19 protein-coding genes and 4 pseudogenes are annotated in these 13026 nt (G+C 43.7%); 10 read left to right on the top strand and 13 right to left on the bottom strand.

What is annotated here, in order from left to right; genetic code table 11:
- Window positions 1-33: 33 nt before the first annotated feature.
- A complete protein-coding gene (rpmE, locus tag K6984_RS06315) occupies window positions 34-234 on the bottom strand; it encodes a 50S ribosomal protein L31 (protein ID WP_221894720.1) in 201 nt (66 codons plus the stop codon).
- A gap of 97 nt (window positions 235-331) precedes the next feature.
- Between rpmE and K6984_RS06320 the strand changes: the two genes are divergently transcribed.
- The 3 genes from K6984_RS06320 (at window position 332) to K6984_RS06330 (ending at window position 2178) form a co-directional block, all read left to right on the top strand.
- Complete coding sequence (locus K6984_RS06320; RefSeq protein WP_221894721.1) at window positions 332-1105, top strand: exodeoxyribonuclease III; 774 nt, start codon at window positions 332-334, stop codon at window positions 1103-1105.
- Window positions 1106-1259: 154 nt separating this feature from the next.
- Window positions 1260-1433, top strand: coding sequence for a hypothetical protein (locus tag K6984_RS06325; RefSeq protein ID WP_221894722.1), 174 nt, complete (start codon window positions 1260-1262; stop codon window positions 1431-1433).
- Window positions 1434-1890: 457 nt separating this feature from the next.
- Window positions 1891-2178, top strand: coding sequence for a molybdopterin-dependent oxidoreductase (locus K6984_RS06330; protein ID WP_420831647.1), 288 nt, complete (start codon window positions 1891-1893; stop codon window positions 2176-2178).
- On the opposite strand, the gene K6984_RS06335 is transcribed toward K6984_RS06330, so the two are convergent.
- Entirely contained in the window at window positions 2128-2286 is a 159-nt protein-coding gene (locus K6984_RS06335; protein ID WP_221894723.1) for a hypothetical protein, read from the bottom strand. The two genes, K6984_RS06330 and K6984_RS06335, sit on opposite strands and share 51 nt — an antisense overlap.
- Window positions 2287-2298: 12 nt before the next feature.
- Between K6984_RS06335 and K6984_RS06340 the strand changes: the two genes are divergently transcribed.
- Both K6984_RS06340 and msrP read left to right on the top strand, forming a co-directional pair.
- Complete coding sequence (locus K6984_RS06340) at window positions 2299-2529, top strand: hypothetical protein (RefSeq protein ID WP_221894724.1); 231 nt, start codon at window positions 2299-2301, stop codon at window positions 2527-2529.
- Window positions 2415-2765 (top strand): annotated as a pseudogene (msrP, locus tag K6984_RS06345) (protein-methionine-sulfoxide reductase catalytic subunit MsrP); the annotation flags it as partial. The gene K6984_RS06340 and the pseudogene msrP, both read left to right, overlap by 115 nt.
- A 65-nt stretch (window positions 2766-2830) precedes the next feature.
- Here the strand turns inward: msrP and tnpC are convergent.
- Window positions 2831-4240 (bottom strand): IS66 family transposase, encoded by a 1410-nt coding sequence (tnpC, locus tag K6984_RS06350; RefSeq protein WP_221894725.1) that lies wholly within the window; start codon window positions 4238-4240, stop codon window positions 2831-2833.
- A 314-nt stretch (window positions 4241-4554) separates the two neighbouring features.
- On the opposite strand from tnpC, the gene K6984_RS06355 reads away from it, so the two are divergent.
- Entirely contained in the window at window positions 4555-4752 is a 198-nt protein-coding gene (locus tag K6984_RS06355; RefSeq protein ID WP_221894617.1) for a hypothetical protein, read from the top strand.
- Window positions 4753-4769: 17 nt separating this feature from the next.
- On the opposite strand, the gene K6984_RS06360 is transcribed toward K6984_RS06355, so the two are convergent.
- From K6984_RS06360 to K6984_RS06385, 8 genes and pseudogenes are all read right to left on the bottom strand, one after another.
- The gene (locus tag K6984_RS06360) at window positions 4770-4928 is read right to left on the bottom strand and encodes a helix-turn-helix domain-containing protein (RefSeq protein ID WP_221894726.1); all 159 of its coding nucleotides are present in this window, start codon (window positions 4926-4928) and stop codon (window positions 4770-4772) included.
- A gap of 158 nt (window positions 4929-5086) precedes the next feature.
- Complete coding sequence (locus tag K6984_RS06365) at window positions 5087-5551, bottom strand: hypothetical protein (protein ID WP_221894727.1); 465 nt, start codon at window positions 5549-5551, stop codon at window positions 5087-5089.
- Between the two features lie 27 nt (window positions 5552-5578).
- Entirely contained in the window at window positions 5579-5707 is a 129-nt protein-coding gene (locus tag K6984_RS32720; RefSeq protein WP_263458596.1) for a hypothetical protein, read from the bottom strand.
- A gap of 16 nt (window positions 5708-5723) precedes the next feature.
- A pseudogene (locus K6984_RS36895) lies at window positions 5724-6140 on the bottom strand (IS701 family transposase); the annotation flags it as partial.
- A 187-nt stretch (window positions 6141-6327) separates the two neighbouring features.
- Window positions 6328-6894 (bottom strand): SGNH/GDSL hydrolase family protein, encoded by a 567-nt coding sequence (locus tag K6984_RS06370; RefSeq protein WP_221894728.1) that lies wholly within the window; start codon window positions 6892-6894, stop codon window positions 6328-6330.
- A gap of 221 nt (window positions 6895-7115) precedes the next feature.
- Window positions 7116-7268: a DUF5989 family protein gene (locus K6984_RS06375; protein WP_221894729.1), complete on the bottom strand. Its 153-nt coding sequence runs from the start codon at window positions 7266-7268 to the stop codon at window positions 7116-7118.
- Window positions 7269-7469, bottom strand: coding sequence for a hypothetical protein (locus tag K6984_RS36030; protein WP_221894730.1), 201 nt, complete (start codon window positions 7467-7469; stop codon window positions 7269-7271).
- On the bottom strand, window positions 7435-7602 hold the full coding sequence (locus K6984_RS06385; protein ID WP_221894731.1) for a hypothetical protein: 168 nt from the start codon (window positions 7600-7602) through the stop codon (window positions 7435-7437). Before K6984_RS06385 ends, K6984_RS36030 begins: the two co-directional genes overlap by 35 nt.
- Before the next feature lie 12 nt (window positions 7603-7614).
- On the opposite strand from K6984_RS06385, the gene K6984_RS06390 reads away from it, so the two are divergent.
- The gene (locus tag K6984_RS06390) at window positions 7615-7785 is read left to right on the top strand and encodes a hypothetical protein (protein WP_221894732.1); all 171 of its coding nucleotides are present in this window, start codon (window positions 7615-7617) and stop codon (window positions 7783-7785) included.
- A 170-nt stretch (window positions 7786-7955) separates the two neighbouring features.
- Here the strand turns inward: K6984_RS06390 and K6984_RS06395 are convergent.
- Window positions 7956-8585: pseudogene (locus K6984_RS06395) on the bottom strand (carbamoyltransferase C-terminal domain-containing protein); the annotation flags it as partial.
- 246 nt (window positions 8586-8831) lie between these two features.
- Here K6984_RS06395 and K6984_RS32725 point away from each other — a divergent pair.
- From K6984_RS32725 to K6984_RS36900, 3 genes and pseudogenes are all read left to right on the top strand, one after another.
- Window positions 8832-8960, top strand: a complete 129-nt coding sequence (locus K6984_RS32725; RefSeq protein WP_263458596.1) for a hypothetical protein — start codon at window positions 8832-8834, stop codon at window positions 8958-8960.
- A 27-nt stretch (window positions 8961-8987) separates the two neighbouring features.
- Complete coding sequence (locus K6984_RS06400) at window positions 8988-9977, top strand: transposase (protein WP_221894733.1); 990 nt, start codon at window positions 8988-8990, stop codon at window positions 9975-9977.
- Window positions 9978-10258: 281 nt separating this feature from the next.
- Window positions 10259-11592, top strand: a pseudogene (locus K6984_RS36900) (IS701 family transposase).
- Window positions 11593-12099: 507 nt separating this feature from the next.
- Here K6984_RS36900 and K6984_RS06410 read toward each other — a convergent pair.
- A complete protein-coding gene (locus K6984_RS06410) occupies window positions 12100-12963 on the bottom strand; it encodes an NAD(P)-dependent oxidoreductase (protein WP_221894734.1) in 864 nt (287 codons plus the stop codon).
- Window positions 12964-13026: the final 63 nt, after the last annotated feature.

Consider the following 13026-nt stretch of genomic DNA (forward strand, 5'->3'; position numbering starts at 1 on the left):
ACTTTGATTAGGCACTGCCTTAATCTATAAGGCTTACTTGTTATAACGCTTACGGAATTTATCTACCCGCCCAGCAGTATCAACAACACGTTGCTTACCGGTATAAAACGGATGACATGATGAGCATACCTCAATATGCAAATCTTTACCTAGGACTGAGCCGGTAACAAACTCATTGCCACAACCGCAAGTCACGGTTATTTGTTTATATTCTGGGTGAATTTCTGGTTTCATAATGGCCTTTACACGTCTAATAAATCGACTAACATACTTTTTTGAACAGAGTATAATACTTCTTTCTTACAACAACTGCAAGTCACTACCGAAAAACATGCGTATTATATCCATCAACACCAATGGCATTCGCGCCGCAGAGCGCAAAGGTTTTTTCCAGTGGCTGGCTCAACAGAACGCAGATGTAGTCTGCATACAGGAAACCAAAGCCCAGCCTGAGCAACTTACCGCAGATGCTTTTCGTCCTGCTGGTTATCATTGCTACTATCATAGCGCAGAAAAAAAAGGCTATAGTGGCGTGGCAATCTACAGTAAGCACAAGCCCGACCAGGTCATCGTCGGTATGGGCTTTGATGACGTAGATAAAGAAGGCCGCTATTTAGAAATACAACTGGGCAAGCTCAGCGTCATTTCGCTCTATTTACCCTCAGGATCGTCTAAAGAAGAACGTCAGGCATTCAAATATAGCGTAATGGATCGCTACATGCCAATTTTACAGGAAATCGCGGGCAATGATCGCGATTATATTATCTGTGGTGACTGGAACATTGCGCATAAAAATATAGATATTAAAAACTGGAAGGCTAATCAAAAAAACTCAGGCTTCTTACCCGAAGAGCGTGCCTGGCTAGACCAGCTATTTGAGCAAGAGCCTTGGGTTGACGGCTTCAGGGCTATCAATCAAGAGGCCGATCAATATACCTGGTGGTCAAATCGCGGTCAGGCCTGGGCGAAAAACGTAGGCTGGCGTATCGATTACCAGGTAATTAACCAGCATTTAAAAGACAAAGTGCAATCCGCCAGTATTTATAAAGATCAGCGCTTTTCAGATCACGCGCCGCTGATTATGGATTATGACTATACGCTTTAAGCTCCCTTTAGCAGACAAAAAGCCCAGGACTATTTCCTTTTAATGCCCCAGGCGCATAATTTGCTTGATACAGGCGTATTAAACCTTTAGGTTGTTCTTAACCCTTTTTGCATCACAGTCCAGCCAGAAACCAAAAACAAACAAGGAGAACGTCATGATAAGCGGGGAAAAAACATCATTATCAAGTAGCGATATTACCGACAAATCTGTCTTTATCAATAGGCGCAAACTGATCAAAGCCGCTGCGGGAATATCTATCGCATCTCTGCTACCTGTCCAGCTCAGTGCTGCTACAAAAAAATATGCACAGGTTCCGATAGGGCCTTAGCGGGGAGTCGCTATTTTTGCGAAAGCTTGTTTTGGGCATCCCAGCCCAAGCAAGCGGCAAAAACTTAACGCGACCACTAATGCCTTCGGCGCCCCAGACGTCCTGCGTACGTGCCACTTCGCCATTACCATCGTAAACTCGGTGCTGGCTTCGTAACACTCCCTCAAATGACTGGACGGCGTTTCGGAATGCCTTTTATTTTGTCTACACCTACGCTAGCGCTACGATTCCGACAAAACAACGGCCCTACGCCTTCTGGGGACTACCAGCCCTCGCTTTCGCTCTCCATGGCTGGCAGCGTTCGAGCACAATTCAGCCTACCGATTACCAGGATGTCGCCAGCTATACCAATTACTATGAGTTCAGTACCAATAAAAAAGACTCGACTGTTTTAGCAAAAAACCTGAAAACCAGCCCGTGGACTATAACCGTTGCAGGCGAAGCAGAAAAAACTGGGGTGTTTAATTTAGAAGATATACTAAAAAACAACTCGCTGGAAGAGCGTATTTATCGCTTTCGTTGCGTAGAAGCCTGGTCTATGGTGGTGCCCTGGATAGGCTTTCCACTCGGCGCAATGCTCCAGCAGTTCAAACCTACATCGAAAGCCAGGTTTGTGCAATTTACTACCCTTTATGACCCAAAAGTCATGCTCGGCCAGCAGAACAATGTATTAGACTGGCCTTATGTCGAAGGTCTAAGAATTGATGAAGCCATGCACCCCCGCTGTCAGCCCCGGACGGGCTGATAGTCTCCAGAAGGCGCAGGGAAATTTGCCAATCCGAAGTGCGCGATAGCGCGCGAGGGAGGCTAAAATTTTATCCCGAATAGCCGTAGAGCCATTTGTGGTAGCCATGACTGAGCTGCTTTGTGCTCAGTCTGTGGCGGACGCAGGGCGGCTGGAGCATCTCCTATTCGCTGCGTAGGTGAACGAATTACGGCGACAGGAGTCCCGGAATTTCGTGAGGTAGCATGGCGCGCCTGTTGGCTTTTATGGCAACTGGCGTGTACGACGAGGCGCTACCCAAACAGAATGGCGCACCTTTGCGCCTGGTCGTACCATGGAAATATGGCTTTAAAAGCATTAAAGCCATCGTAAAAATTCGCTTTACCGAAACTATGCCCGCAACGGCCTGGAATAAAATGGCGCCCAGTGAATATGGCTTTTATGCCAATGTAAATCCTGCGGTTGCACACCCACGCTGGAGTCAAAGCAGAGAACGCATTTTAGGCGCAAGCATCTTCACTCCGAAACGCAAAACAGAGCTATTTAATGGCTATGGCGAGCAAGTTGCTGCTCTTTATAAAGGCATGGATCTAGCGAAATATTACTAATGCGCACGCCCAAAAAAGGCTTGGCATTAAGTAACTACTCAGCGAAGCTGAGTAGTTCAATGAAATTATAAAGCAAATTCAGGTAACTTTCCCTCAAAGACCAAGGTCATTGCCTGAGTTGCACTTAGACCTTGTTTACGGCACGTTGATAAATACCCTCTGACACGACAAAATATCTCTGCACCCTTGGTGCTACGAAAGCAGCCGGATATTTTCTGTTGAACCTTGGTCATCCGAATCGAATTTTCTGCGGCATTATTGGTAAATGGCACCCAGGTATTTGTCATGAAGCGCAAGACATCCTCTTCATAATTAATCAGCCTTTCCAGTAAGTTTCTAGCTTTACTGCGTTTTATTCGCTCCCGTTTTACTTCTTTAGGCTTATCGGGTGGTGGGCATTCGATCTCCGCTTTGCCAAGTAATTCTCTGTATTGTACCTTCCATTTTTCTGCTTCTTTATGTAGTAGCATGCCACCTGCTTCATTGACGGCATCATTCATTTTTTCAAGTAGTCGTTTCATTTCAAGCGCCCACTCCTGTTTATCCTGCTCCCAGGCGCGCGTTAATTCCCTCAAATGATGTGCATTACAAAGCGAATGAGTACAATCATATTTATAGTAGGGCTTCCAATGATCATGACATATAATCCCATGAAAATGGGGTAAAATACCAATGTCATTCATTGCCTCTGTGCCACGTTTGGCATGGGGAAAGAAGTGTGTCCACTGAACATTGGAGGCCCCATGTAGCCAATGGCGCTTACCATTAATATTAATGCCTGTTTCATCCGCATGAATGCACGCTGATTCGACTAAGTGTTCTTTACTGATAGTTTCAAACCCAGCCAACTTCTCATAGGCCAGTTCATTGAAATTATAGATAGAGCCTTCACTAATCGGCATACCTAATTGATCAGCGAAATACTCCTGTATTCGGTTGTAGGGCAATAACTGATATTGCGAAAGATAAACCACATGGGCTTTTATCCCATTACCATATTGCGCAGCCTTAGTAACCTCATCTGGAAAAGGAGCGATAAAACACTGCCCTTTTTCATTTATCAACCGTTGCGCCTGGTATTCTGTCACTACCCTTGAGATATCAATATCGAATACCTGGCGTGTTTCAAAGCCATCTGCCGTGTATCGCCCTTTTGGCAAGGTACGGCGATCAATGGTAATGATCTCGATTTCATCCGGGTCATCTATTTTTTGAAGTGTCGTGCCGACATGCGATTTTTGTCCGCCAGAAGGCTTATCTGATTTTTTTCGATTCCCTTTTTTACGGTTGGGATCACTTGCAGGTGGTTTACTGCTATTTTTGCTGTTCAGTGTCACTCGATTGAGTAATACCGTGACTAATAATAGAATCACTTCCAGTGCTGATTTTAGCGCAGGCGATATATCACGCTCAGTTTCAAGTAACTGTTTGGCATGACTGATTGCGGAATCAACATCGATGAAGTCTATTTTCAAAGGGTAACCTGTATTGCTTTAAGGACAGGCTTATTATCTCATGGGTTTTAAATCCCGAATTTTCCTTGTTTTAAGCGATTGTAAGGCGAATAAAAAAGTTCTTCGAGGTCGTAGATGTTTAAGGGGACATTTTGTGATGACTATAGCGATAGAAGCAATAAAGCGTGGATTAATCGACTGTTGGGCAGTTTACTAAAAATCACAAAAACCAGACTAAAACCCTGTCAAGAACTTTTTTAATTATTCAGGCGCGCCATGCTACCTCACAACATTCTGGGACTCCTGTCACCAACATTCATTCGCCTACGCAGCGAATGGGAGATGCCCTGGTCGCCCTGCGTCCGTCTCAACTACTCAACTACGCACAAAACCCTGCTCAGTTAAGTCTACCTCAAATGGCTGGACGGCTATTCGGAATGCAATTCTTGCCTCCCTCGCGCGCTACTAGCGCACTTCGGATCAGCGAATTGCCCTGTCGCCTACCAGAGACTAAAAATCATCACTCCGCTTAGGCTCCGTTTCCCTGATTTTAAGCGTACGCTGAGTAGTTACACTTTGACTTCCGACCACGTCCTTGATAGTGTTGCCCTATTAACCAACCGACACCTTTATGCATGAATGTTTTCAGCCAATTTATAATGGTTTTTTCACAGACTCCCATTAGGCGTGCTATTTCTTTGATTCCCATGCATTCACTGAATCAGAGTAGAGCTTGAGTTAATCGATATAAACGAATATTACTTAGCTTGAGAGCTGTCGCCATATTTTTTTTAGTCGGCCTACAATTGACTTTGAAAAAGTGAGGGATACCATTTTTGACTGTTTCCGTTAGTGTTGGGACGAAAATTATAAGCCAGTTTCCCCTCTGTCGTTTTTGTTTGTTCGGAAATTAATTTTCTGAAAGTCTATAGAGAGAATATTAAACCGGCTTCCGATAGCTTTGTAAACAGGCTTCCATAGGCCATTGTTGCCAAACCAGCTATCAGTGACTGTCAATATCGGAGCGGTGGAAAAATGTTCTGCAATTGCAATCAGCATTTGAGCCGCCTGAGTCATCTTGGTCTGGAAAGGAACGACTTCCCCTCTTATCGTGGCGGTTTCTTTTTTTGCCTGAATTGTTTTTAAGGGTAGATAAAATCGGAAATCTAAAAATAGGCGCGCCCAGCGACCTTTGACCTGTTTCAGCAACCGCTGAAAATCAGGGAAACGTAGCCTAAGCGAAGTGATGATTTTTAGTCCGCGATAGCCGTAGGGCCGTTGTTTTGTCGGAGTCTGAGCGTTAGGGAAGGTGGAGACAAAATAAAAGGCCATCCGACACGGCGTCAAGTCATTTGGAGCCTATGTTCCGACCCCTTGTTGGGTCGGGACGAGGTGACGAGGACGAATCGGGGCCGCCGGAGGCATAAGTGGTCGCGTTAAGTTTTTGCTGCTTGCTTGGGCTGGGATGCCCAAAACAAGCTTTCGCAAAAATAGCGACTCCCCGCCCTACCGATACAATGTTTTGTGCCCATGGATATTTGCTTTGATTCGATTTGGCCGCGTGGTCAAAAATGGCTTCACAGCCGAAGATCTTCTTGCCTACTTTAGTGATAATGGAGGCATCCAGTGCAACCAATATGCGCCCATCTGTTTCAGGAGACGGAATCAGCTCCCAGATAGTTTTCCACAGCCCAGCCCACGGCAAAGTTGAAGAAGCCATGAAAGTGTAAAAGCGCTTATTCTTGATCTCAAACCCGAACAACGTATCAAGGCAACGCCAAAGATTAGATGACATCGACGACGTAAAGGGAACGATAATAGACAGGATCGTGTAAACAAACAGAGAGGCTCGTTCGCGGCCTAAAGTGGTTTTGGAAAAATGATCTTGAAGCGGGAGTAAAATATCGCGTAAAATGAACATGAATGAGGTCGTTTTATTTGTATAATCAATGTGTTAGAAACTTTCATTATACACTAAAACTAGGCCTCATTCACGATTAACCTGTTGTTTTTAAAAAGAATTCAAGGCTTTTAGTCAACGGAACGCTATTAACATTAGTAATATCTAATATTTCAGAAAAATAAGCATTAGCTGATATTCTTATGCTTTAAAAACTAGGAAACTTCAGATAAGGAATATATTCAACTTTATTGAGTGCTTTACTATTATCTCGAACATCATTCGCGGTGAGAAAGGCTAATAGAACTAAATCAGGCTTATACTTCCAGACATGCTGCTGCAGCATTATTAGCTCTCTGGCGGTGCCATAGCCAGCACATCCAAAATTAATAACTTCAATTTTTTTACCTGCTAACGTGCCTTTATGTTGTAGATTTTGCTGTAAGAGTCTAGGGAAGCTGCGCTCAAAATCAACCTGAAACGCCTCCATATAAGAATCACCCAGTACTGCGATTCTAAAAACATCTTGTGGTTTTTCTAAGGCATGTTCTACATCACGCAATCCATCAGAATTAATCTTGACGACTGCATTCCCTTCTTGCTTCCAGACACCTTCAGCATTTGCTCTTAAACTAGAACCAAGCAGACTATCAGATTGGTGAAATGAATGGCTAGAATAACCAACCAGAGCCAGGCTAGCTTCAGCCAGCAACAATGCAACAAGCACACTAAAAAATAACAGCAAAGCTGTTTTCACATAGTTATTCATCTTCACCCGTCTACTCTAAAACTGAAGTTTCCCAATTATTGAGTAGCTGAAATACACCATGCTGGTGTATCGAGGTTTATTTTAGGTGGTTTTTCCATGTTTATAGCAAACCCCTACTTAATTCCCCTTAGGCAATAGCATTTGAAACGAATGAAAAGACTGTTTTTTTCATATAGTTGTAGCATAGTTTCAATTTTACCATAAATAATTATTGGGAAACTTCAGCTCTAAAACAGTGTATAGATAAAAGGAGCTAGTGCTGTACCCTGGACAAAGACAACCAATACACCCAGTAACAAAAGAACAAGAATAATGGGAGCTAACCAGAACTTCTTTCTTTCCCGCATAAACAACCAAAGGTCTTTTATTAAATCAAGCATTTAGAATGGCCTCTCAAAATTATTTTTATTAAAAAGTTTACTTTCCTTACGGTATGTTAGAGGATTTTTATCCAGTGACCTACTCATTGGATCATTGCCTATGACCTTCATCAGCATACCCATAGGGGTAATCAGCAAATAAAACACCGTGGTCAGGATAATGGTGTTAATTATATGCCCTATAAAAAGCGACATAGCCATCCAAGGTATGTAAATCCCAGGCGCGCCATGCTACATCACGAAATTCCGGGACTCCTGTCGCCGTAATTCGTTCACCTACGCAGCGAATAGGAGATGCTCCAGCCGCCCTGCGTCCGCCACAGACTGAACACAAAGCAGCTCAGTCATGGCTACCACAAATGGCTCTACGGCTATTCGGGATAAAATTTTAGCCTCCCTCGCGCGCTATCGCGCACTTCGGATTGGCAAATTTCCCTGCGCCTTCTGGAGACTATCAGCCCGTCCGGGGCTGACAGCGAGCGTATCAATCTGGGCAAACCCAGTGCCACAAGCATAATAAGAACACAGGCAGCACCCCAGTATTCTATCGCGAATATCTGAGCGTCTAGGTAAAACGGCAGGATATACCCAAACAACAGGGCTATAAATAAACTCAATATCAAACCAAATTGTCTTAAGCCTGCATTGTCTATGGGAGGTATTTTTTTTAAGCATTGTTATGTCTCTCTAATCTAGTTCAAATTTCATTTTCCAGCTTTCATCTTTGGCAATTTCTTGTTGCTCTGATTTCGCTATTAAATAATTCTCAAGGACCAGATAATCCATTTCTGTGCGCATAAAGCACCGCCATGCATCTTCTGGCGTATTAACAATGGGCTCACCACGCACATTAAAAGATGTATTAACCAATACGGAACAGCCTGTTCGGGCTGCAAATTTTTCTAGCAGCTGATGTAATCTCGGGTTTGTTTCTTTGTGTACGGTTTGAATACGTGCGGAATAATCGACATGCGTGATTGCCGGTAATTCAGATCGGGGGATATTGAGTTTGTCGATACCAAAAAGTGCTTTTTGCGCCGGTGTTATAGCCAGGCGCAGGCTCTCTTTTATAGGCGCTACAAGAAGCATGTAGGGGCTCTTGCCTTTTTGTTCAAAATAATCAGCTACTTTTTCAGCCAGAACAATAGCCGCAAAGGGACGAAATGATTCCCGGTACTTAATTTTGAGATTCATTGTCGTCTGCATTTGCTTATTGCGTGGATCGCCAATAATAGAGCGGGCACCCAGTGCTCTTGGGCCAAACTCCATACGCCCCTGCATCCAGCCTATAACATTTCCCGCATCTAAAATTTCTGCTTTATGGCCAGCTGCTTCCCCAGTCAACGTATTTTAAATCACTGAAGTCGCATAGACGAACAAGTATGCTTGAGGCATTTGAACAGCAGAGCTACCATCTTCACTCTGAAACACTGCTATCGCAAGGCATTGATTATCTTAAAGCATTCCCAGAACTTGACGAATACACCATAGAAGCAGCGGATGGACATTTTATTGATCATGCCTGCCATACTGAAAAAAACAGCAATCGGGGAGTCGCTATTTTTGCGAAAGCTTGTTTTGGGCATCCCAGCCCAAGCAAGCAGCAAAAACTTAACGCGACCACTTATGCCTCCGGCGGCCCCGATTCGTCCTCGTCACCTCGTCCCGACCCAACAAGGGGTCGGAACATAGGCTCCAAATGACTTGACGCCGTGTCGGATGGCCTTTTATTTTGTCTCCACCTTCGCTAACGCTCAGACTCCGACAAAACAACGGCCCTACGGCTATCGCGGACTAAAAATCTTCACTTCGCTAAAGCTCCGTTTCCAGGATTTCCAGCGGGGGAAAGTTTATGCGGCTGGGGGGATTTACGCGTTGAATCTCAGAAGTGGGTTGCTCAGATTTCTTTGTCTGGTGACAAACGGAACTCAGAGACATCAAGAAATACCTGTGTTACGAGATCATATTGAAAAGCAAAACAAGGGAAATAACAGCTCTCAGAAACATCTCTATGTCTACGATAAAGCCGTCACCGACTTTGTCTGGTGGGATCGGCAGAAACGACATGCTAATTACATGATTTCAATGCTAAAAGAAAATTCAATTGCGACTCTGGTTGAGTCTATCCCTTTTGACTCCCAGCATGAGATCAATACAGGAGTTGGAGCATACAGTGTGTACGAAAACAAGGGCATCAAATTTAACGTGGTGGATTACCGTGATCCAGAAACCGGAAAACTTCACCGGTTTGTGACAACCTTGCCAATGACTATTAACCCTGGAGCCAGTGCCATGCTATATTTCAAACGATGGACGATTGAAAAGACATTCAATATCACTAAAAGTAATTTCAAGGAAACTAAAGCTTGGTCTTCCAATACCCGCTCACTTGAAAATCAAATGCGCCTGACTGCAATGAGCTATAATTTAATGCGCGTGTTTGAAGAGATTTCAAAAACACAACAGCCAGAATTGATTCATCCATCGGATAAAAAATATAGCGAGGCTCTGGAGATAAGGCAGCAACAGGCTCAAAAACGAGATCGTTTTGTGAATCCATTATTTTTCCAGGCAAGAATATCTCGTATCAGCTCGTATACCATTCGGGCAGTTCAAAACGCAATAATAACAGGAATGTCTTTACAGTGCTTTATGAGTTCTCTTGTGGCGAGGTTAGTTTCACGGCCTCAATTGATAGGGGAACACTGATGAAATAATCAGCAAAATATTGTTCGACTGGTGCCAGATTCATTTCATCCAGGCATAACCAATAAGCTGAAGTTTCCTAGTTTTTAAAGCATAAGAATATCAGCTAATGCTTATTTATATTAAATATTAAATATTAGATATTACTAATATTAGTGGCATTCCGCTGACTAAAAGCCTTGAATTCTTTTTAAAAACAACAGGTTAATCGTGAATGAGGCCTAGTCTTACTGTATAATGAAAGTTTATAACACATTGATTATACAAATAAAACGACCTCATTCATGTTCATTTTACGCGATATTTTACTCCCGCTTCAAGATCATTTTTCCAAAACCACTTTAGGCCGCGAACGAGCCTCTCTGTTCGTTTACACGATCCTGTCCATTATCGTTCCTTTTACGTCATCAATGACCTCTAATCTTTGGCGTTGCCTTGATACGTTGTTTGGGTTTGAGATCAAGAATAAGCGCTTTTACACTTTCATGGCTTCTTCAACTTTGCCGTGGGCTGGGCTGTGGAAAACTATCTGGGAGCTGATTCCGTCTCCTGAAACAGATGGGCGCATATTGGTTGCACTGGATGACTCCATTATCACTAAAGTAGGCAAAAATATCTTCGGCTGTGAAGCCATTTTTGACCACGCGGCCGAATCAAAGCAAATATCCATGGGCACAAAATATTGTATCGGTAGGGTTGCTGAAACAGGTCAAAGGTCGCTGGGCGTGCTTATTTTTAGATTTCCGATTTTATCTGCCCTTAAAAACAATTCAGGCAAAAAAAGAAACCGCCACGATAAGAGGTGATGTCGTTCCTTTCCAGACCAAGATGACTCAGGCGGCTCAAATGCTGATTGCAATTGCAGAACATTTTTCCACCGCTCCGATATTGACAGTCACTGATAGCTGGTTTGGCAACAATGGCCTATGGAAGCCTGTTTACAAAGCTATCGGAAGCCGGTTTAATATTCTCTCTAGGTTAAGGTGCAATAATGTACTGTACGATCGTCCAGAAAAAAGAAAACCCAAGCAGAGGGGGGCGGAATAAAAAGTACGGGCAGCGTCTGGGGGCAGCCACAGACATGGCAAAAACAGTACAACAAAAGGCCCGATCGTATACCGTGAATCTCTATGGAAAACAGCGTGAAGTCAGGGCTTATAGTCGCGTTGTCATGCTGAAAACATTGAAACGACCCGTTCAGGTTGTCTGGGTGTTTCGTCGCACACAGTGGATTGCTTTGTTTACGACCGATCTAAGTTTATCCGTCACACAGATTATTGAGTATTATGGTGCGCGATGGAAAATCGAATCCGGGTTCAAAGCGCTCAAGCAAGACATAGGGAGTCAGAAAAGTCAGTGTCGAAATGCGCAGGCAGTGACCAACCATTTGAACTTCTGTATGATGGCAACAACGCTGACGTGGATTTACGCGGATCGTTTAAAAACCGATCCGGAACGTCGGCACAAAGTGAAGGGGTGAGCCAGTTTCGCATTTTCAGATATCCGCCGCATCATTGCCGAAGCGGCTTTGGATCCGGATTTTGAAAGGGTTTGCCCCAAATACAGCAGCTCCCCTGTAAATTCGGTGGTAGCCGTTTTATTGCGAATGGTTCCTTGATGAATTTCTAAGAAACTTCAGCTTACAAGTTTATATAGCATTTTTTTTGAAAATAATTATCTATGTATTTCAGTGACTAATGGAGTAGTTCTAATAATTAACATAATCATTGCTGACCGTTGTGGGTTTATGTTGTAAATAAACAACGGTTAATTGCGGTTTTTTGTACGCATACGGTTTATGATCAGGAACCGCAAGTTAACAAAAAAATCTCGTAAAAGGAGAGAGCCTTTAATTTTACAGCCAACCAGGGTAAATGCAGCGCAAGAAGATACCGGGCGTAGCTCACACACTCTAAATTTTGTTAGTTAATGTGAGCTTAGTCACGATGAGGCGAATTCAGGTCAAGTAGAATTGCCACGGTGAAAAATTTAAAACCACTAAACTGCAAGAGGAAAAAATGAAAAATAACTTAATAAAAGTAGCTGTACCATGCTTATTACTTCTCTCATCTAATATAGCAATTTGGAGGCTGTGATTTACTTGTAGAGCGGACTTCAGTCCGCTCTACGCTAGATTTTTTTGTTTTAGGCGATACAGGGCTGAAATATCTTCATCGCCAAAGCCATCATTCATTAGTTGCTGATAATCGATAATAGTCTGTTGAACCAGAGGTAAATCTGCGGAGTTTTGCTCTGCCATAGACTGACAGATTTTCAGGTCTTTATGATGTAAGGCGAGTTTGAATCCCGGCTGATATTGCTGCCGCGTCATACTTAAGCCTCGGTGCTCTAAAAACCAGTTCCCGGCAGCACCACCTGAAACTACATCAATCACTTTCTCTAATGGCAAGCCTTCTGCCTGTGCAAATGCGAGTGCTTCGGTCACCGCCTGGTTTATCCCTGCCGCTATAATCTGGTTAACGGCTTTAGTTCCTTGTCCTGAGCCAGTTGGCCCCATATAAATGATACGGCTACAGATGGAGTCTAATACCGGTTTTACTTTGTCTAGTATTGCCTGATCACCCCCGACCATCATGGCTAATGTGCCATTTTTAGCGCCTTCTACCCCTCCGGATACTGGCGCATCCAGCAAGTGCGCCTGCCTGACAGCCAATAATTCTGCAGCTTTTGTCGCCGTCTCGCTGCTGACTGTAGAGGTATCTATAACGATGCTTCCGGGGCGGATGCTTTGCTGTATGGCTTTTATCACTTCTAGCAAATCTTTATCGGCAGAGACACAGACTATAATTATATCCACGCTAGAGGCTAATTGCTGGATAGATGCAGCTGCTGTTATGTCCAGCTCTTTAGTCAGGGTGTCTGCTGTTGCTGAGGTTCTATTCCATAGCAGGTTTAAATTACCTGAGCGTGCAAGATTGCGCGCCATGCCTGTACCCATAGCGCCTAGACCAATGATTCCTGTTTGCATGTTATTTCCAACTCCTGTTGGTGGGATTAGGTTTTATTCAAATACAACGTAGGCCGCGGCTTT

It is taken from the genome of Bathymodiolus japonicus methanotrophic gill symbiont, from assembly GCF_019721995.1.
GTDB lineage: Bacteria > Pseudomonadota > Gammaproteobacteria > Methylococcales > Methylomonadaceae > Methyloprofundus.